The organism is Actinomadura gamaensis (genome assembly GCF_042652125.1).
Lineage (GTDB): Bacteria > Actinomycetota > Actinomycetes > Streptosporangiales > Streptosporangiaceae > Spirillospora > Spirillospora gamaensis.
In genome coordinates, this window is record NZ_JBHSIT010000010.1 from 232,648 (window position 1) to 250,252 (window position 17,605).

The window sequence follows — 17,605 nt, forward strand, 5'->3', positions numbered from 1 at the left end:
TTCCTCGTTCGGTCGTTCCGCCCTACCGACGAACGGGGAAGGCGCGTTCAGGACACACGCGGGTGCCAGAGCGCGCGGACGGCGTCGAGGTGGCCGTCCACCACGCGGGGCGCCGCGTCCCAGACCATCGTGGCGCGGCGGTCCGGGGTGTAGCGGGGCCAGCCCGGGCCGGGGTCGAGGTCGCGGACGAACGCGACCCACGCGCCGTGGACGGCGTCGGCGAGCGGCTGCGGCGGGTCCTCCCCGGCGACGCGCGCGACGCCCTCGGCCCGGAGCAGGTCGAACGCGAACGGCAGGTCGAGGCAGTGGAACGCCTGGCCGGCCGGGGCCGTCCACTCGAACTGGTAGAGCCAGGTGGGCAGGCCGCGTTCGGCGCGCCGATCGGTGATCGCGAGGCTGGGCTCGCGGAAGAGGGAGTCGGTCAGCGCCTGCCCGACCACCGACACCGGACGCGCGCCCTCGTGCAGCGCGAGGTACCCCTCGACCGAGGACGCCGGGAGCCCGAGGCCCGCGACGGACGGCCCGACCAGCTCGGCGGGCAGGTCCGGCACGACCTTCTCGGCGACCATGTTGAACTCGTGGCGGGTGAAGCCCAGCAGGAGCGGGACGGCGGCGGCCGTCCCGGTCGCGAAGGCGTCCGGGACGGGCTCGGGAACCAGCTCGCCGTCCGCGAAGGGGGCGGTGAGCAGCTCGACCTTCGGCGGCTCGCCCGGCTCGGGCGCGGTCAGCGCGTCCTGGAGTTCGAGCAGCCTGGCGTCGCTGACGTCGCGGAGCGCGGCGGCGGTCGCCGGGACGCCCGTCCGGCGGGTGAAGCGCTCGGCCACGGCGTGCCCGGCGGCGCGGCTCTGCGGCCGCATGACCGCGCCCGAGACGGAGATCGCGGCGCGGAAGAGGCCGTGCGCGGACGGCGTCGCCATGAGCGTCTGCACCGCGCCGCCGCCCGCCGACTGCCCCGCGATCGTCACCTTCGACGGGTCGCCGCCGAAGTTCGCGATGTTCTCCCGGACCCAGCGCAGCGCGGCGATCCAGTCGAGCACGCCCCGGTTGTCCGGCGCGTCCGCGAGGTGCAGGAACCCCTCGACGCCGAGCCGGTAGCCGACCGACACGAGCACCACGCCGTCGCGCGCGAACGCGGACCCGTCGTACCAGGGGCTCGCGCTGCAGCCCGCGACGAACCCGCCGCCGTGGATCCACACCAGCACCGGCAGGGACGCGGACGGGTCGGGCGTGAAGACGTTCAGGTTGAGGATCTCCGCGCCCGGGATCGTCGGCTCGGGGATCGTCGTGACCTCCCCGAACGGGCGGCGCTGCGCGGTCGGGCCGTACGCGGTGGCGGGGCGCGTGCCGTCCCACGGCTCCGGCGGGACGGGCGCGGCGAACCGCAGGCCGCCGACCGGCGCCTGCGCGAACGGGATGCCGAGGAACCGCGCCGAGCCGTCCTCGCGCCGCTCCCCGGCGACCTTCCCCGCGGCGGTGCCGACCGTGACCCGCTGATCCATGACTGCCTCCTCGAACCGGGGGCCTGCGGACGCCCCGCTCGGAGTATGTCCCTGGGTCTCAATTATTTCAAGGCTTGAAATATAGTGATGAGCAGGAGGGACGGCGCGAGCGCCCGAGCAGCGGGGAGAATCTGCGGCATGACCGGTCCGGCCAGAACGCAGGGCGTGCGGCGCCACAACCTCTCGCTGGTGCTGCGCCACCTCGACGCGCACGGCCCCTGCTCCCGGACGGAACTCGCCCGCGGCACCGGCCTCGTCCCGGCATCCGTCACGGCCCTCGTCGCCGACCTCATCGCCCGCGGCCTGGTAGCCGAGTCCCCCTTCCCCACCTTGGGCGCTCCCGGCGGGGGGCGGGGGCGGCCTCGGCGGCCGGTGCGGCTGGCGTCCGGCCGGGTCACGATCGTCGCGGTGCGCGTGTCGCTCGAAAGGCTGGACGTCCTGGCGGCCGACCTCGCGGGCGGGACGCTGCACCAGACGTCCGTCCCGCACCGGGCGTCCTTCGGCGACGCGGGCGCGCTGGCCACCGCGATAGCCGCGGCCGTGGACGCCGAACGCGTCCCCGGCCGGACCGTCCGGGTGGCGATCGCGATGGCGGGGCCGATCACCGGCGACACGGTCGCCGCCGCGATCGACTTCGGCTGGCCGTCCACCGACCTGCGCGCGCTCGTCGCCGCCCGGCTGGACGACCCGCCCCCGATCGACGTCGTGAACGACGCGAACGTCGCCGCGCTCGCCGAGTACCGGGCGCTGGCCGCGCGCGGCGTCCGGCACCCGGGCACGGTCGCCTACATCAAGGCGGACACGGGCGTCGGCGGCGGGCTCCTGGTGGACGGCCGCGTCCACGCGGGCAGCCACGGCACGGCGGGCGAGATCGGCCACATGCCGCTGGCCCTGGACGGCCCGCCGTGCGCCTGCGGCGCCCGCGGCTGCCTCGCCGTCTATGCGGGCCCCGAACCGCTGACCCGCGCGGCCGGAATTCCCTCGCCCGGTTCCGGCGAGGCCCTCGCCGAACTCGACCGCCGCCTCCACGCCGGGGACGAACGCGCCGTCGCCGCCGTCCGCGAGGCGGGCCGCGCCGTCGGCGCCGCGATCCTCGGCGTCTCCGCGCTCGCCGACGCCGGCGAGGTGATCCTCGGCGGCTACCTCGCGACCTGGGAGCCGTGGCTGGCCCCCGGCATCGCCGAGCAGACCGCCGGACGCCGCGCGCTCGTCCCCGGCCTGCAACCGGCCGTCACCCGGGGCGTCCTCGGGCCCGAGGCGGCGCTGCACGGCGCGCTCCAGACGGGCCGCGACGCCGTCCTGTCCGACCCGTCCGCCGTCCCGGTCCCGGGAACCGACCGCGCACGGACGACCACCGCCCGGAAATGATCGTAAGCTTGCGGCATGCCCGACGGCCGTCCCGAGTGCCACTGCGTACTCGACCACGACTACGGTGACCGCGACCGTCTGGACACCTTCAACCTGCGGACGATCGTGCACATCGCCCAGTACGGGTTCAGCGTCGTCCTCGTCCAGCCGGAGGAGCACACGCCCGGCTGGGTCTACAGCATCGGCCTCTGGCACAGCTTCCGCGCCCCGGAACTCGCCATGTTCGGCGGCGACGTCTACGAGATGGAGGAGACGCTCAACACCCTCGGCCGCCGCGCCGCCGAAGGCACCGCGCCGCGGGACGGCGAGATCCTCCCGGAGGCCGCCCGCGGCCACCCGGCGTCCTTCCGCACCGTCGAGCCCGTCTGGTACCGCACCGCCTTCCCCGGCGCTGTCTCCTTCTACCGCCGCCCGCCCCTGCCCTACCTCCAGGTCGTCTGGCCGGACGGCAACGACCTGTTCCCCTGGCAGCCGGGAACGACCCTCGACTTCCGCCGCACCCAGCCCTGGCTGTGGCTGGCTCCCCGCGAACACCCGGAGGGTCCCTGGGCCACCCGTCTGCGCCCCGCTCCGCAACCCCCGTAGCAACGCCCGCCCATGTCCGGCGGCCCGGCCGTCCAGCGAAGCGAACGCCGTAAACGCACCACCGGCATTGGACGACCGCGTAACCTCGTCCGGGTGTTCGGCCCGCTAGCGGAACCCCTCCGCACCCGCCGCCTCGTCCTGGAGCCCCTGACCGTCCACCACGCGGACGAGATGGCCGAGGTCCTCGACGACCCGCGCCTGCACGACTACATCGGCGGCGAACCGCTCCCTCTGCCCGACCTGCGGGCCCGCTACGCCCGCCTCTCCCAGGGGCCGTCGCCCTTCCACCAGGAGGGCTGGCTCAACTGGGTCGTCCGCCGGCTCCGCGACGCCCAGCCCCTCGGCACCGTCCAGGCCACGGTCACCCCCACCGAGACCTCGATCGCCTGGGTCATCGGCATGCCCTACCAGGGCTTCGGCTTCGCCACCGAGGCCGCCGCCGCCCTCATCGCCTGGCTGAAGGCCCACAACGTCCACCGGATCACCGCCGCGATCCACCCCGACAACGCCCCCTCCCGCTCCGTGGCGACCAAGCTGGGCATGCGTCCCACGGAAAGAACCGCCGCCGAAGAAACCATCTGGCAACTCCCCCTTTAACCCACTAAATCGGGAATTGCACTTCCACTGGCACATCTTTCTTCGCTGTAGGGTTTTCTCAGCACAAAAAACGGCGAGGCCGCAGCGGCGGCCTCGCCGGAAAAAGAACTGTGCCCCGGGCGGCATGCAGAGCAGAGGCGGACCCGGGGCTTACGACGTCCACGATAGCACTCCCCCGCCCCCCTGTCCTCCGGAGCACGCGATGAACGCCCCGCCCCCCGCCTGGCTTTGCCGATCCTTCTCCATGTCCCGGCTGAGGCCGTATCTCACCGCGACGGACGGGGACGTCGAGAGCGCCGTCCGCCTCTACTCCTGGAACATCGAGATATCGTCGGCCTTCTACGGTCCGCTCCACTGCCTCGAGATCGGCCTGCGCAACTCGCTGCACGACAGGCTCCGCGAACACCACGGACGGGACGACTGGTGGCACGCAGCGCCGCTGCGTCCCGAATCCCGCCGCAAGGTCGAGGACGCCCAACGCAAGGCACGCCGCGCCCGCGCCGGACGCCGTCCGGTCCTCGCCGACGACGTCGTCGCCGAGCTGACCTTCGGCTTCTGGGTGTCGCTGCTGAGCACGACCGCCGACCGCCACTTCTGGGTGCCCACGCTCCATCAGGCGTTCCCCGCCTATCGGGGCTCCCGCCGGGACCTTCACCATCCCCTCTTCACGATGCTCCTGTTCAGGAACCGGGTCATGCACTACGAACCCGTTCACGACAGGCCGCTCGCGAACCGCCATGCGACGACGTACCGGCTGCTCGGCCATATCGACCAGGGCCTGGTGGACCTGGCGCGTTCCCTCGACCGGGTGCCCGAAGTACTGGCGCGGCGGCCCGGTCCGGGGCGGGCGAACTGAGCGGTGGCCGCCGTGTCGCACCGTCCGTCCGGAAAGGGGGTGGTTTGGTGGTGGGTAGGTGAGGATGGACGGGAACGCGCAAGTCGCGGTCGAGGAGTGGGTCGGCGATGCGGGAGGTCTGGCCGGGAGACGCTTATCCGTTGGGCGCGACCTGGGACGGGTCGGGCACCAACTTCGCGGTGTTCTCCGAGGTGGCGCGGCGGGTCGAGGTCTGCCTGTTCGGCGTGGACGGCCGCGAGGAGCGGATCGTCCTGCCCGAGGTGGACGGGTTCGTCTGGCACGGGTACCTGCCGGGGGTCGGGCCGGGGCAGCGGTACGGGTACCGGGTGGACGGGCCGTACGCGCCGGAGGCCGGGCACCGGTGCAACCCGTCCAAGCTGCTGCTCGACCCGTACGGGAAGGCCGTCGAGGGCGGGGTGCGGTGGCACGAGGCGCTGTTCTCGTACCGCTTCGGGGTCCCGGACGAGCTGAACACCGACGACTCGGCGCCGTACATGCCGAAGAACGTGGTGATCAACCCGTTCTTCGACTGGGCGGACGACCGGCCGCCGCGCACGCCGTACCACCGGACGGTCGTCTACGAGGCGCACGTGCGCGGCCTGACGATGCGGCATCCGGGGATTCCGGAGGCGCAGCGCGGCACGTACGCGGGGCTGGCGCATCCGGTGATGATCGACCATCTGATCGATCTCGGGGTGACCGCCGTCGAGCTGATGCCGGTGCACCAGTTCGTGCCCGAGCACGCGACGGTCGCGCGGGGCCTGACGAACTACTGGGGTTACAACACGATCGGTTTTCTCGCGCCGCACAACGCCTATTCGTCGTCCGGGCAGTGCGGGGAGCAGGTCCTCGAATTCAAGGCGATGGTCCGGACACTGCACCAGGCGGGCATCGAGGTCATTCTGGACGTCGTCTACAACCACACGGCGGAAGGCGACCAGCTCGGGCCGACGTTGTCGTTCCGGGGCATCGACAACGCGTCCTATTACCGGCTGCGGGACGACGACCGCCGTTACCACCTCGACTACACCGGGTGCGGGAACTCGCTGAACGTCCGTAGCCCGCACGCCTTGCAGCTCATCATGGATTCGCTGCGCTACTGGATCCTCGAAATGCACGTGGACGGGTTCCGGTTCGACCTCGCGAGCGCGCTGGCCCGGGAGCTGCACGACGTGGACCGGCTGGCGGCGTTCTTCGACCTCGTCCAGCAGGACCCGGTGGTCTCGCAGGTCAAGCTGATCGCCGAACCGTGGGACGTGGGCGAGGGCGGCTACCAGGTCGGCAACTTCCCGCCGCTGTGGAGCGAATGGAACGGCAAGTACCGCGACGCCGTCCGCGACTTCTGGCGCGGCTCGTTCGAGACGCTGCCGGAGTTCGCGTCGCGGCTGACCGGATCGTCCGACCTGTACGAGCACAGCGCGCGCCGTCCGTTCGCGTCGGTGAACTTCGTGACCTGCCACGACGGGTTCACGCTGGCCGACCTCGTGTCCTACGAGCGCAAGCACAACGAGGCGAACGGCGAGGACAACCGGGACGGCACCGACGACAACCGCTCCTGGAACTGCGGCGTCGAGGGCCCGACCGACGACCCGGCGGTGACCGAGCTGCGGGCGCGGCAGCGGCGCAACTTCCTCGCGACGCTGTTCCTGTCACAGGGCGTGCCCATGCTGTCGCACGGCGACGAACTGGGGAGGACGCAGCAGGGCAACAACAACGCCTACTGCCAGGACGGCGAGCTGGCCTGGATCGACTGGGACGCGGCGGAACAGGCCGCGGACATGCTGGAGTTCGTCCGCGTGGTGTCGCAGCTGCGGCACGAGCATCCGGTGTTCCGGCGGCGGCGGTTCTTCCGCGGCGTCCACGCGGGCGCGGACGGCCACGACGCCGACATCGCGTGGCTCACGCCGTCCGGGGAGCCGATGACCGACGACGACTGGAACGCCGGTTTCGCCAAGTCCCTCGCGGTCTACCTGAACGGCGAGGCGATCACCGAGCCGGACGCGCGCGGACGCCGCGTCCGCGACGACTCGTTCCTGCTGCTCGTCAACGCGCACTCGTCCGCGGTCGAGTTCACCGTGCCCGGCCCCGAGTTCGGCGAGCGCTGGGAGGTCGCCCTCGACACCGCCGCGCCCGGCACCGTCGGCGAACGCCCCCGCGTGAAACCCCGCGACGAACTGGAGATCGTCGACCACTCCCTCACCGTCCTCCGCCGCACCTGACCCCTCCCGGCACCTCGCACACATCGCGCCCGCCATCCCGCGCAACGCCCCCCGCCCCGCGGGAGCTGCAGCGCGCCCGGCGCAGCGCAACGCGCAGCGCAACGTGCCGGCGCAGCGCGCAGCGCACTACCCGTGCAGCGTGCAGCGCAGCGCGTTGCACGCTGCGCGGAGCGCGGGCGGCGGGGTGGGTCAGGGGTGGGGGGTGGTGAGGGCAGCGAGGAGGACGAGGACGAAGGTGGTGACGGCGACGAGGCCGTGCAGGGCCACGGCCGTGGCGGGGAAGGGCTGGTCGGCGCCGCGGGCGTGGCGTCCGCCGCCGCCGACGCCCACCAGCCAGCGGGTGAAGAGCATGACGCCCTGGAAGGCGACGGCGAGCAGGATCGCGAAGGCGAGCCAGGCGCACCAGGCGCGGCCGGTCACGACGAACGCGACCCACGCGCCGAGGCCGGTGACGGCCGAGAGCGGATGCCCGATGAGCACCGCCTTCGGGAAGCGCGTCACCTTGGCGGGCTGGCCGCGCAGCCCGCCAGCCGCCAGCCAGCGCACCAGCAGGTACGCGCCTGCGCCGGCCGCCAGTATCCATGCCACGAGCGCGGCGAACTCCACTCCGGCTCCCCTCCGCGTGTCGTTCCACCCCACCTCGAGTGTCGCGCTTTCCCCTCGGGTTCATGACTGTTTCGTGAAGATTGCGCCACGGTCGGTGATCAGGAGGTCGTCCGGACGCGGTACCGGAGGAAGAGGACGCCTTCGTCTTCGTGGACCGCGGTGAGGTCGAGGTCCACCGGCGCGTCCAGCCTGGACAGCAGCCCGGTGTGGAAGCGTGAGCCGAGGAGCGTCGGCGCGATGTTGAGGCAGAGCTCGTCCACCAGGCCCTCGCGGAGCAGCGCGGTCGTGAGCCCTGGCCCGCCCTCGCAGAGCAGGCGGCGCAGGCCGAGGCCGTCGCGCAGCTCGGCGACGGCACCGCGCAGGTCGGGCGCGCGCACGACGCGGATTCCGGACGGCACGCTCCCCTCGGACGGCGTGACCACAAGGGTCGGCGTTTCGGCGGCGGTGAAGAGCGGCAGATCCCAGGGCAGGTCGAGGGAGCGGCTCACCACGACGATCGGCGCGGGCGGCCCGCCGCGCCGTTCCCGCAGGTCGGGCCGGAGGCGGGCCGGGCCGAGGCGGCCGGTGCGGACGGTCGCGGCCCCGACGAGGATCGCGTCGGCCAGCGCCCGGAGCGTCCGGAACACTCGGAAATCGGCGTCGCCGCCGAGGCCGTCCGTCCAGCCGTCGGGGTCGGTGACCGAGCCGTCGGCGCTCACCACCATCCCGACGCGCATCGGCGGAACGTCCGAGTATGCCGCGTAAGGATCGGTCTGACCTGCGGGTTCGGGCAGCAGTCGGCGCATGACGAGCCACCCTAGTGGGAGCCCCGGCCGATCGTTCTGTCGGTGGCGGCGGTCATGATGGGGCCATGGACCTGCCGATCAGCCCGCCGTTGTCGCCGATGCTGGCGAAGGCCGTCAAGACCATGCCCGAGGGCGACCTGCTGTACGAGCCGAAGTGGGACGGCTTCCGCTGCGTGATCTTCCGCGACGGCGACGAGGTCGAGCTGTCCAGCCGCGGCGAGCGCCCGCTGACCAGGTACTTCCCCGAGCTGGTCGAGGCGGTGAAGAAGGAGCTGCCCGAGCGCTGCGTGGTGGACGGCGAGATCGTCCTGCGCAAGGGCACGCGGCTCGACTTCGACACGCTGCAGCAGCGCATCCATCCGGCGGCGTCGCGCATCAAGCTGCTCGCGGAGCGGACGCCCGCGTCGTTCGTGGCGTTCGACCTGCTGGCGCTGGGCGGCGAGTCGCTGATGGACGTCCCGCTCGGCGAGCGCCGGCGGCGGCTGCTCGACGCGCTCTCGGCCGTCGCGCCGCCCGTCCACGTGACGCCCGCGACCGACTCGCGCGAGCTGGCCGAGCGCTGGTTCACCGAGTTCGAGGGCGCCGGGCTGGACGGCGTGATCGCCAAGCCCCTCGACATCCCCTACCAGCCGGACAAGCGCGCCCTGTTCAAGGTCAAGCACGAGCGCACGGCCGACTGCGTGCTCGCCGGTTTCCGCTGGCACAAGTCCGGCCCGATCGTGGGTTCGCTGCTGCTCGGCCTCTACAACGCCGAGGGCCGCCTCCAGCATGTCGGCGTCTGCGGGTCCTTCCCCATGAAACGCCGCGCCGAGCTGGTCGACGAGCTGAAGCCGTACCGCCTGGACGATCTCTCCGAGCATCCGTGGGCGGGCTGGGCCGAGCAGGACGAGGCCACCGTCGACCGCATGCCCGGCGCCGTCTCCCGCTGGACGGGCAAGAAGGACCTCTCGTGGGTCCCGCTCCGTCCGGAACTGGTGATCGAGGTCGCCTACCAGGCGATGGAGGGCGACCGCTTCCGCCACATGGCCCAGTTCCGCCGCTGGCGCCCGGACCGCACGCCCGAGTCCTGCACCTACGAGCAGCTCGAAGTCCCCGTCGACTACGACCTGGAGGCGATCTTCGAAACCCCGGACGCCGCAGCCGGACGATCGTTCCGCAAACCCTGACCCAGCCCACCGCACTCCGGTCCAGGACGGGCGATCACCGCCGAGGGCCCGATCTCTCGACGGTCAGACGGCCCGCGAGAGCCACCGCTGCGGTCGCACGCGCACGAGGACGGCCGCGTCCGCCAGATGCTCGGTGGACGCGAGGTACGCCGCGGCCCCGTCCTCGCCGAGGTACCGCCGGGCGACGGCCTGCCGGTCCGCCGGGTCGGCCGGCTCCTCGTACCCGGTGACGTCGCCTTCCACGGTCACGTACCGGTAGGGCGGCCGCTCCTCCTGGACGGTCACGGTCACGCGGCCCGCCGCCCGGACGAGCCGCATCTTCCGGCTCTGTCCCCCGGTGATGAACCGGATCTCCCCGCCCGGCTCGTACAGGTACCAGATCGGAACGGCCAGCGGAGCCCGCCCGTACTCCGCCGTCACGCTGAGCACCCCGACCCGCTCCTCGGCCAGGAACCGCTCCCGCTCGTCCGTCGTCATGATTCGCGCCATGCCCGCTCCTCGTCACCACGGTCTCGTCCAGCGACAGCACCGCCGTCCGGCGCTCTATTCCATCTGCCGGACGAGTGCGGCGCCGAGCGGTCCCGCGGAACCGCTCGGCGCCGTCGCACGAGGTCAGCGAGAGGTGAGCAGGCAGAACTCGTTGCCCTCGGGGTCGGTGAGGACCCGCCAGTGCAGGCCGGACTGGTCGATGCCGGGATCGCCCGCCCCGAGCCCGCGCAGGCGCTCCTCCTCCGCCGCCATGTCGTCCCCCGGGTAAGGGGCGACGTCGAGGTGGACGCGGTTCCACACGGTCTTGCGGTCGGGCGTCCGGACGAACTCCAGGTACGGCCCGACGCCCTTGGACGAGCGCAGCGTCGCCTGGTCGTCGGTGGCGGTGTGCAGCGTCCAGTCCATCGCGCCCTCCCAGAAACCGGCCAGGGCGCGCGGGTCCGCACAGTCCACGACCACCGCGGCGATCGGCCCGGTGTCCCGGTAGATCTCCCGAGGCTCCAGCACGCAGAACTCGTTGCCCTCCGGGTCGGCCAGGACCGTCCAGGGGACGTCGCCCTGCCCGACGTCGGCGGGCGTCGCGCCGAGCTCCCGGAGCCGCGCGACCAGCTCCGCCTGGTGCTCCGCCGAGGTCGTCGCCAGATCGACGTGCACCCGGTTCTTGACCGTCTTGCGTTCCGGATGGTTGATGAGATCGATGCAGACGGCGGTCGGATCGGGATAGCTGAAACCGACGGGCATCAGGCTGCTGCCGTACTCCTCGTCATCGCTGGCCCAGCCGAGCGCCTCCGCCCAGAACCGTCCGAGCGCGGCCGCGTCGAGCGCCTTCATATTGACCTGCACCAGTCTCGTCGTCATGCCAGAGATCGTAGAACCGCCGCGCACCTGCCCACGCTCGCCCGCACCTGCCCACGCTCCGCCCGCACCTGCCCGCGCCCGGCCACACCCTGACCGCGCTCGCCCGCACCTGCCCGCGCCCGGCCGGCGGTTGCCCGCGCGCGGCCGCATTCCGACCGTGCTCGGCCACACCGACCGCGCTCCGCCGCACGCGGCCGGCGCGACCCTGCGTCCCGGATCGCGGTTCAGCGGCAGAGGGCGTCGTCCGCGAACCGGGCGAGGCGCTGCCAGGACGCTTCGTTGCTGTCCGGATCGACGTTCAGCGCGACGGTGGCGGCGCGGCCGTCGTCGGTGGCCGCGGCCCACGTCGAGAAGCCGGGGATGGAGCCGCTGTGGCTCCAGTAGCGTCCGCCGCACGAGAGCGGCCAGCTGATCAGCCCGAGCCCGTAGCGGGCCGTGCTGCCCTTGATGGGGACGGTGGTGCGCATCTGCCTGAGCTGGGCCTTCTTGAGGAGCCGGCCCGGTCGCAGCAGGAGCGAGTAGAAGCGGTCGAGATCGGACGTCGTGGAGACCATCGCGCCCGCCGCCCAGGCCGCCGACGGGTCGATCTCCGTGACGTCGTGCAGGGCGGTGTCCGAGCCGACCTTGCGGTAGCCCTCGGGATGCCGTCCCCGGATGGCCGTCTCGGCGGCGGCCGGGAAGTAGGTGTGCTTCAACCCGGCTCGCCGGATGACGCGCCGGTCCAGCTCGGCGCCGAGCGAACGGCGCGCGACCTTCTCGACGATCATCCCGGCCACCAGGTAGTTGGTGTTGCTGTAGCTCCACTTCGTCCCGGGCGGGAAGACCGCGCCGTGCCGCAGGGCGATCGCCAGGGTCTGCCGCGGCGCCAGGTAGCGGCGCTGGAGCAGGTCGTCGGTGACGTCGCTCTCGAAGTCGGGGAGCCCGCTGGTGTGCTGGAGGAGCTGCCGGACGGTGATCGCGTTCCCGTCGACGCCCTTCCCGCGCAGGAGCCCCGGCAGGTACTTCTCGACCTTCTCGTCCAGCCGGACCCTGCCCTCCTCGACCAGCTGGAGCACCACCACGGCGACGAACGTCTTGGTGGCGCTGCCGATCCGCACCTGCCCGTCCTTCGGCATCCTCGCCCCCGTGGCGAGGTCACCGACCCCGGCGCCGTACACGCGCGTCCGCCCGTCCCGTCCCGTCACGGTCGCCACCGCTCCGGGCACCCCGTCCACGCGGACGAACGCGTCCAGCCCCCGCTGAACGCCGTCCCCGCCCTGGGCCGCACCGGCAACGGACGGCGCGAGCACCCCCGCCATCACCCCGCCGGCGACCACGGCCCCCGCAACACGCCGCCCGGACGACCGCAACCCCTGAACCCTCTGCACGAACACGCCCCCACTGAGTCACCGGGGAAGCCGAGTGCCTCCCCCGCTCCCAGCCTCCCGGCGATCACCCATCCGGCACGATCCCGCCTCCCCCCACCTCCCGGGTAGGGCTACCCCCCGCCGAACCGGCCTAGGATGCCCCGCATGTCCCCCAGACTGATCACCGGCGACCGCGACCCGGAGCTGATCGGCATCCTCGACGCCGGGCTCGACGCGTACAACTTCGCCGCGACCGGAACCACCGCCGCCGACCAGAGCCACTTCTCCGTGAAGGCGCTGGACGACGCGGAGGAGATCGTGGGCGGGCTGGCGGCCTGGACGTGGGCCGGGCTGTGCGGCATCAGCATGCTGTGGGTCCGCGAGGACAGTCGCCGGGACGGCTGGGGGTCGAAGCTCCTGTCGGCCGCCGAAGCCGAGGCCCGCCGACGCGGATGCGACCGCGTGACCGTCTCCTCGTTCACCTTCCAGGCCCCCGGCTTCTACCAGCGCCACGGCTACGTCGAAACGGGCCGCACCCTGGGCATCCCGGGCGGCCACGAAGACGTCCACATGTTCAAGAAGCTGAGCTCGTGAACGTGCGGGGCGTGGGGCGGCGGTCGCTTTGGGGAGCGACCGCCGGAGGGGGTCAGGGGGCGGTTTCGGCTTCGACGGTCTGGCGGTCCAGGTCGGGGGTGGCGGTCAGGGTCCCGGGCTTGGTGTAGGGGCGGAGGTAGGTCTGGTGGAGGCCGGGGACGCGGTCCTCGATGACGTAGGTGGCCTTGGTGGAGGCGGCGGCGCCGGGGGTGCGGACGGTGGGGACGGTCTTGAAGTCGGCCTTCATCTGGGCGCGGTCGATGCGGGTGAGGACGTAGCCGCGCTGGTTGGAGTAGAACTTCAGGGCCGGGTTGTGCTTGAACCAGGGGTGGGTGCCGTCGCCGTCGGCGCCGTCGCCGCCGGTGGTGACGGAGGAGCAGACCAGTTCGCTCCCGACGGGGCGGGCGGACGGGTCGTCGTAGTCGAGTTCGAGGTCGCCGGCCCAGTGGGCGTGGACGTCGCCGGTGAGGACGACGGCGTTGCGGACGCGGGCGTCGACCCAGCCGCGGGTGATGCGCTCGCGGGACGCGGTGTAGCCGTCCCAGGCGTCCATGCTGGTGACCTTGAGGGGGCCGGCGTCCCGGTCGCGCTGGCCGAAGAAGACCTGCTGGCCGAGGATGTCCCAGCGGGCGGCGGAGCGGCGGAAGCCCTCGATCAGCCACTTCTCCTGAACGCCGCCGGTGATGGTGCGGGACGGGTCGTCCGCGGCGGCGCAGTTCTTGTAGCCGTCGCCGCAGGCCTGGTCGTCGCGGAACTGGCGGGTGTCGAGCATGTGGAAGTTGGCGAGGCGTCCCCAGCGGATCCGGCGGTAGAGCTGCATGCCGGGGCCGTGCGGGAGCGAGGTGCGGCGTAGCGGCATGTTCTCGTAGTACGCCTGGAACGCGGCGGCGCGGCGCTTGAGGAACGCGGCGGTCGAGGGGGTGTCGGAGCCCTCCTCGGGGACGGTCCCGGCCCAGTTGTTCTCGACCTCGTGGTCGTCGAAGACGACGAGCCAGGGGGCGGCGGCGTGCGCGGCGCGGAGGTCCGGGTCGCTCCTGTACTGGGCGTAGCGGTGGCGGTAGTCGGCGAGGGAGACGGTCTCGGGGCCCTCGTGGTCGCGGGGGTTGCCGCCGGGGATCGTGTAGTCGCCCTTCTTGTACTCGTACTGGTAGTCGCCCAGGTGGAGGATGAGGTCGGGCTCGTCCTCGGCGAGGCGGCGGTAGGAGGTGAAGTAGCCGTGCTCGAACTGGGAGCACGAGACGAAGCCCATGGTGAGGGGCTCGCCGAAGGAGAACGGGTGGGGCGCGGTGCGGGTGCGGCCGGCCGGGGAGACGTGGCCGTCCACGCGGAAGCGGTACCAGTACTCGCGTCCGGCGGGGAGGCCGCTCAGCTCGACGTGGACGCTGTGCGCGGACTGCGGGCGCGCCTGCGCCACGCCGTGGCGGACGATGCGCCGGAACCGGTCGTCGGCGGCGACCTGCCACTCGACGCGGAACGTGCGGGAGGGCATGCCGCCGAGGCCGCCCGCGGCGTGCGGGTCGACGGCCAGGCGCGTCCAGAGGACGAACCCGTCGTGGTCCGGGTCGCCGGACGCGACGCCGAGCGTGAACGGGTCGCCGGGGAGGCGGCGGCCCGGGCGGGCGGGGGCCGCCGCGGCGGGGACGGTCAGCGCGCCGGCGGCGCCGAGCGCGAGCGATCCGACCAGCAGGGACCGGCGTCCGACGGCGCGGGCGAGGGGGGACGAAGCCGCGGTGTGAGGAGCTTCGGGCATGGAGACCTCTTCGGGAGGGTCCGACGGGTGATCGTCGGACAGCGTCCCGAGTGGTCATGACCGCGCCGTGCCGGGCGTGTGACGGGTGGGCGTACGGCGGAGGACGAGAAACGATCTTCGAGGGGCGGAATGAGGGGCGCAGGAGTCGGCGGAGGTGTTAAACTCTCAGGCCTTGGCTCAACTGAACGCACTCATCCCATCCTGGAAACCAGGATAGCAAGAGATGTGGACACGGTCAAGCCCGCCACGTCAAGCCGACCGGTGAGGACGGTGCGGACGCGGCGGGCGGCGCCGAACCGGAGCCGGGGACGACAAGAGCGCAGGGCACGACCAGAGCGGGACGGCGGCTATCGACGTGAACGACGACGCGACAACGTACGACCCGGACGAGACGGCCGCGGAGAGCGCGGCCATGGACGATGCGGAGGCGGGTGCGGGGGCGGAGGCCTTGCGGGTGGCGCTCCGCGAAGAAGGGGAGCGTGTCGGGTACATGTACGCGCGCCTCGACGCGGAGCGCGATGCCGCGGAGCGGGCCTTGCGCCAGGGGCCGCTCAGCGGGGGCGGCGGCGGGCTCCAGGCCCAGTTGGAGAAGTCGGTCGCGACGGACGAGGCGGCGCGGACGCTGTCGCGGCTGCTCGGAGTGGAGCACGGGTTGTGCTTCGGACGGATCGACCATCGTCCGGACAGGCCGGGCGAACCGTCCGACACGTTCTACATCGGACGCATCGGGCTGCGCGACGAGGACCGCGAGCCGCTGCTGATCGACTGGCGCGCCGCCGCCGCGCGCCCGTTCTACACCGCCACGCCGTCCTCGCCGGGCAGCCTCGCGCGCCGCCGCCACCTGCACACGCGCCGCCGCGAGGTCGTCCGGGTGGACGACGAGGTGTTCGACCTGGACGGCCTGGCCGAGGACGCGCGCCGCAGCGTCGTCGGCGAGGCGGCGCTGCTCGCGACGCTCCGGCGCGGCCGGACGGGCCGGATGAGCGATGTCGTCGCGACCATCCAGCAGGAGCAGGACGAGGTGATCCGGTCGGGCCTGCACGGGGTTCTGGTCGTGCAGGGCGGGCCGGGCACCGGGAAGACCGTCGCGGCGCTGCACCGCGCCGCGTACCTCCTCTACACCCACCGTGACGTGCTGGAACGCCGGGGCATCCTGATCGTCGGGCCGAACCCGACGTTCCTGCGCTACATCGAGCAGGTGCTGCCCGGGCTCGGCGAGACCGACGTCGTGCTCACCACGGTGGGCGACCTGTATCCCGGCGTCCGCGCCACGGTGCACGACGTTCCGGACGTCGCGGTCGTCAAGGGCGACCATCGCATGGCCGAGCTGATCGAGGCGGCCGTGCGCGACCACGAGCGCGCCCCGGAGGACGGCCTGTCCGTCCCGCTCGACGACCTGATCCTGCACGTGGACGCCGACGCCTGCGCGCACGCGCAGCGGACGGCCCGGTCGCTGCGCGCGCCGCACAACGTCCAGCGGCGCGTGTTCGTCCACGAGATGCTGGAGGCGCTCGCGACCGACCGCGCCGAGCAGTACGAGCGGATGATCGAGGAGCCGCTGGAGGCGCTCATCGCCGACAGCGGCGGCGTCCCCGGGTGGCTGAAGGAGCTGAACGAGGACGCCGAGGAGACCCCGCTCCTGGACGAGGCGGACATGAAGCTCGCCAAGGCCGAACTCTGGCAGCTCCCGCCCGTCCGGAAGGCGATCGACGAGCTGTGGCCGGAGCTGACGCCGCAGGCGCTGCTCACCGAGCTGTTCGCGGACCGGGACGCGCTCGCCCGCCTCGGCGCGACGGCCGGTTTCAGCCCGTCCGAAACCGGGCTGCTGTACCGCGAGCCGGGCGAGGCGGACTGGACCGTCGAGGACGTTCCGCTGCTCGACGAGGCCGCCGAGTGGCTCGGCCACGACGACCCGGCCGAGCGCGCCCGGCAGCGTGCCGCCGCCGCGCGGCGCGCCGAGGAGGAGCGGTACGCGGCCGAGGTCATCCAGATGACCGAGGGCTGGTGGACGTCCCTCTTGGACGCCTCCGACATCGCCGACCGGCATCACGACGACGGCCCGCACCGCACCACCGCGCAGCGCGCCGCCGCCGACCGCCGGTGGGCGTACGGGCACGTCATCGTGGACGAGGCGCAGGAGCTGTCCGAAATGGCGTGGCGCACGGTCATGCGCCGCGTCCCGACCCGCTCGATCACGGTCGTCGGCGACACCGCGCAGACGGGCAGCCCGGCGGGCGCGCGCGGCTGGGGCGACATGCTCGACCGGTACGTGCCGGGGCGCTGGCGCGAGCAGCGCCTCATGGTCAACTACCGGACGCCCGCCGCGATCATGGACGTGGCCGCGGACGTGCTGGCGTCGGTGGACCCGTCCCAGACGCCGCCCGCGCCCGTGCGGGACGACGGTCCCCCGCCGCGCGCCGTCCGGGCGGACCCCGGGGCGCTCCCGGGCCTGGTCGCCGAGGAGTTCGCGGCCATCGCGACCGGCCGCGACGGGGAGGGACGGCTCGCGGTGATCTCGTCGCTGGCGCGGCACGCCGCCGTCCGGGCCGCGCTGCCGGAGGCGCCGGCCGGGGCGACGCCCGAGGCTCTGGACGCGCCGGTGGTCGTCCTCACCGCCGAGGAGTCCAAGGGGCTGGAGTTCGACGCGGTGATCGTCGTGGACCCGGCGGGCATCACCACCGAGCGCCCGCGCGGCGGCCACGACCTCTACGTGGCCGTCACGCGCGCGACGCGCCGCCTGACGGTCGTCCACGACGGCGACCTGCCCGCGTCGCTGGCCCGGCTCTCCTCCTGACCCCGAAGCCCCCCTCCGGCCCGCGCCCTCCGCTCCGCGCGCCGCCGACGCCGACGCGAGCGCGGACGCGGACCGGAGGGGCGGGGTTCCCTT

Annotated in this window: 15 protein-coding genes; 8 read left to right on the top strand and 7 right to left on the bottom strand. The window is 73.1% G+C overall.

Translation table 11 applies throughout. The features are described 5' to 3' along the window. Positions 1-47: 47 nt before the first annotated feature. Positions 48-1,499 (bottom strand): carboxylesterase/lipase family protein, encoded by a 1,452-nt coding sequence (locus ACFPCY_RS31310; RefSeq protein WP_378261135.1) that lies wholly within the window; start codon positions 1,497-1,499, stop codon positions 48-50. A 138-nt stretch (positions 1,500-1,637) separates the two neighbouring features. Here ACFPCY_RS31310 and ACFPCY_RS31315 point away from each other — a divergent pair, with 138 nt between their 5' ends. From ACFPCY_RS31315 to glgX, 5 genes are all read left to right on the top strand, one after another. Continuing rightward, the gene (locus tag ACFPCY_RS31315; RefSeq protein WP_378261137.1) at positions 1,638-2,867 is read left to right on the top strand and encodes an ROK family transcriptional regulator; all 1,230 of its coding nucleotides are present in this window, start codon (positions 1,638-1,640) and stop codon (positions 2,865-2,867) included. Between the two features lie 15 nt (positions 2,868-2,882). Next, positions 2,883-3,452: a DUF4262 domain-containing protein gene (locus tag ACFPCY_RS31320; protein ID WP_378261139.1), complete on the top strand. Its 570-nt coding sequence runs from the start codon at positions 2,883-2,885 to the stop codon at positions 3,450-3,452. A 93-nt stretch (positions 3,453-3,545) separates the two neighbouring features. Beyond that, positions 3,546-4,049: a GNAT family N-acetyltransferase gene (locus ACFPCY_RS31325; RefSeq protein WP_378261141.1), complete on the top strand. Its 504-nt coding sequence runs from the start codon at positions 3,546-3,548 to the stop codon at positions 4,047-4,049. Between the two features lie 244 nt (positions 4,050-4,293). Beyond that, positions 4,294-4,905, top strand: coding sequence for a hypothetical protein (locus ACFPCY_RS31330; RefSeq protein WP_378261143.1), 612 nt, complete (start codon positions 4,294-4,296; stop codon positions 4,903-4,905). A gap of 107 nt (positions 4,906-5,012) precedes the next feature. Then, complete coding sequence (glgX, locus tag ACFPCY_RS31335) at positions 5,013-7,124, top strand: glycogen debranching protein GlgX (RefSeq protein ID WP_378261145.1); 2,112 nt, start codon at positions 5,013-5,015, stop codon at positions 7,122-7,124. Between the two features lie 189 nt (positions 7,125-7,313). Here glgX and ACFPCY_RS31340 read toward each other — a convergent pair whose 3' ends face one another. Further along, positions 7,314-7,730 (bottom strand): hypothetical protein, encoded by a 417-nt coding sequence (locus ACFPCY_RS31340; protein WP_378261147.1) that lies wholly within the window; start codon positions 7,728-7,730, stop codon positions 7,314-7,316. Between the two features lie 98 nt (positions 7,731-7,828). Next, positions 7,829-8,515: a dihydrofolate reductase family protein gene (locus tag ACFPCY_RS31345; RefSeq protein ID WP_378261149.1), complete on the bottom strand. Its 687-nt coding sequence runs from the start codon at positions 8,513-8,515 to the stop codon at positions 7,829-7,831. Positions 8,516-8,580: 65 nt separating this feature from the next. Here ACFPCY_RS31345 and ACFPCY_RS31350 point away from each other — a divergent pair, with 65 nt between their 5' ends. After that, entirely contained in the window at positions 8,581-9,681 is a 1,101-nt protein-coding gene (locus ACFPCY_RS31350) for an ATP-dependent DNA ligase (protein WP_378261151.1), read from the top strand. 63 nt (positions 9,682-9,744) lie between these two features. On the opposite strand, the gene ACFPCY_RS31355 is transcribed toward ACFPCY_RS31350, so the two are convergent. From ACFPCY_RS31355 to ACFPCY_RS31365, 3 genes are all read right to left on the bottom strand, one after another. After that, positions 9,745-10,170: a pyridoxamine 5'-phosphate oxidase family protein gene (locus ACFPCY_RS31355; protein ID WP_378261153.1), complete on the bottom strand. Its 426-nt coding sequence runs from the start codon at positions 10,168-10,170 to the stop codon at positions 9,745-9,747. 123 nt (positions 10,171-10,293) lie between these two features. Beyond that, positions 10,294-11,028, bottom strand: coding sequence for a VOC family protein (locus tag ACFPCY_RS31360; RefSeq protein ID WP_378261155.1), 735 nt, complete (start codon positions 11,026-11,028; stop codon positions 10,294-10,296). A 224-nt stretch (positions 11,029-11,252) separates the two neighbouring features. Beyond that, positions 11,253-12,401 carry a serine hydrolase domain-containing protein gene (locus ACFPCY_RS31365; RefSeq protein WP_378261157.1) on the bottom strand — a complete coding sequence of 383 codons (1,149 nt, stop codon included), beginning with the start codon at positions 12,399-12,401 and terminating at the stop codon, positions 11,253-11,255. A gap of 138 nt (positions 12,402-12,539) precedes the next feature. On the opposite strand from ACFPCY_RS31365, the gene ACFPCY_RS31370 reads away from it, so the two are divergent. Next, positions 12,540-12,968: a GNAT family N-acetyltransferase gene (locus ACFPCY_RS31370; protein WP_378261159.1), complete on the top strand. Its 429-nt coding sequence runs from the start codon at positions 12,540-12,542 to the stop codon at positions 12,966-12,968. A 52-nt stretch (positions 12,969-13,020) separates the two neighbouring features. Here the strand turns inward: ACFPCY_RS31370 and ACFPCY_RS31375 are convergent, their stop codons facing one another. After that, the gene (locus ACFPCY_RS31375) at positions 13,021-14,718 is read right to left on the bottom strand and encodes an alkaline phosphatase D family protein (RefSeq protein WP_378261161.1); all 1,698 of its coding nucleotides are present in this window, start codon (positions 14,716-14,718) and stop codon (positions 13,021-13,023) included. Between the two features lie 412 nt (positions 14,719-15,130). On the opposite strand from ACFPCY_RS31375, the gene ACFPCY_RS31380 reads away from it, so the two are divergent. Continuing rightward, entirely contained in the window at positions 15,131-17,512 is a 2,382-nt protein-coding gene (locus ACFPCY_RS31380; protein WP_378261463.1) for a HelD family protein, read from the top strand. Positions 17,513-17,605 lie beyond the last annotated feature (93 nt).

Excerpts from the sequence above, each read along its gene's own strand:
- ACFPCY_RS31370 (WP_378261159.1), top strand. The coding sequence starts at position 12,540 with ATGTCCCCCAGACTGATCACCGGCGACCGCGACCCGGAGCTGATCGGC.
- ACFPCY_RS31355 (WP_378261153.1), bottom strand. The coding sequence starts at position 10,170 with ATGGCGCGAATCATGACGACGGACGAGCGGGAGCGGTTCCTGGCCGAG.
- ACFPCY_RS31315 (WP_378261137.1), top strand. The coding sequence starts at position 1,638 with ATGACCGGTCCGGCCAGAACGCAGGGCGTGCGGCGCCACAACCTCTCG.
- ACFPCY_RS31350 (WP_378261151.1), top strand. The coding sequence starts at position 8,581 with ATGGACCTGCCGATCAGCCCGCCGTTGTCGCCGATGCTGGCGAAGGCC.
- ACFPCY_RS31320 (WP_378261139.1), top strand. The coding sequence starts at position 2,883 with ATGCCCGACGGCCGTCCCGAGTGCCACTGCGTACTCGACCACGACTAC.
- ACFPCY_RS31330 (WP_378261143.1), top strand. The coding sequence starts at position 4,294 with ATGTCCCGGCTGAGGCCGTATCTCACCGCGACGGACGGGGACGTCGAG.
- ACFPCY_RS31375 (WP_378261161.1), bottom strand. The coding sequence starts at position 14,718 with ATGCCCGAAGCTCCTCACACCGCGGCTTCGTCCCCCCTCGCCCGCGCC.
- ACFPCY_RS31360 (WP_378261155.1), bottom strand. The coding sequence starts at position 11,028 with ATGACGACGAGACTGGTGCAGGTCAATATGAAGGCGCTCGACGCGGCC.
- ACFPCY_RS31310 (WP_378261135.1), bottom strand. The coding sequence starts at position 1,499 with ATGGATCAGCGGGTCACGGTCGGCACCGCCGCGGGGAAGGTCGCCGGG.
- glgX (WP_378261145.1), top strand. The coding sequence starts at position 5,013 with ATGCGGGAGGTCTGGCCGGGAGACGCTTATCCGTTGGGCGCGACCTGG.
- ACFPCY_RS31380 (WP_378261463.1), top strand. The coding sequence starts at position 15,131 with ATGGACGATGCGGAGGCGGGTGCGGGGGCGGAGGCCTTGCGGGTGGCG.
- ACFPCY_RS31345 (WP_378261149.1), bottom strand. The coding sequence starts at position 8,515 with ATGCGCCGACTGCTGCCCGAACCCGCAGGTCAGACCGATCCTTACGCG.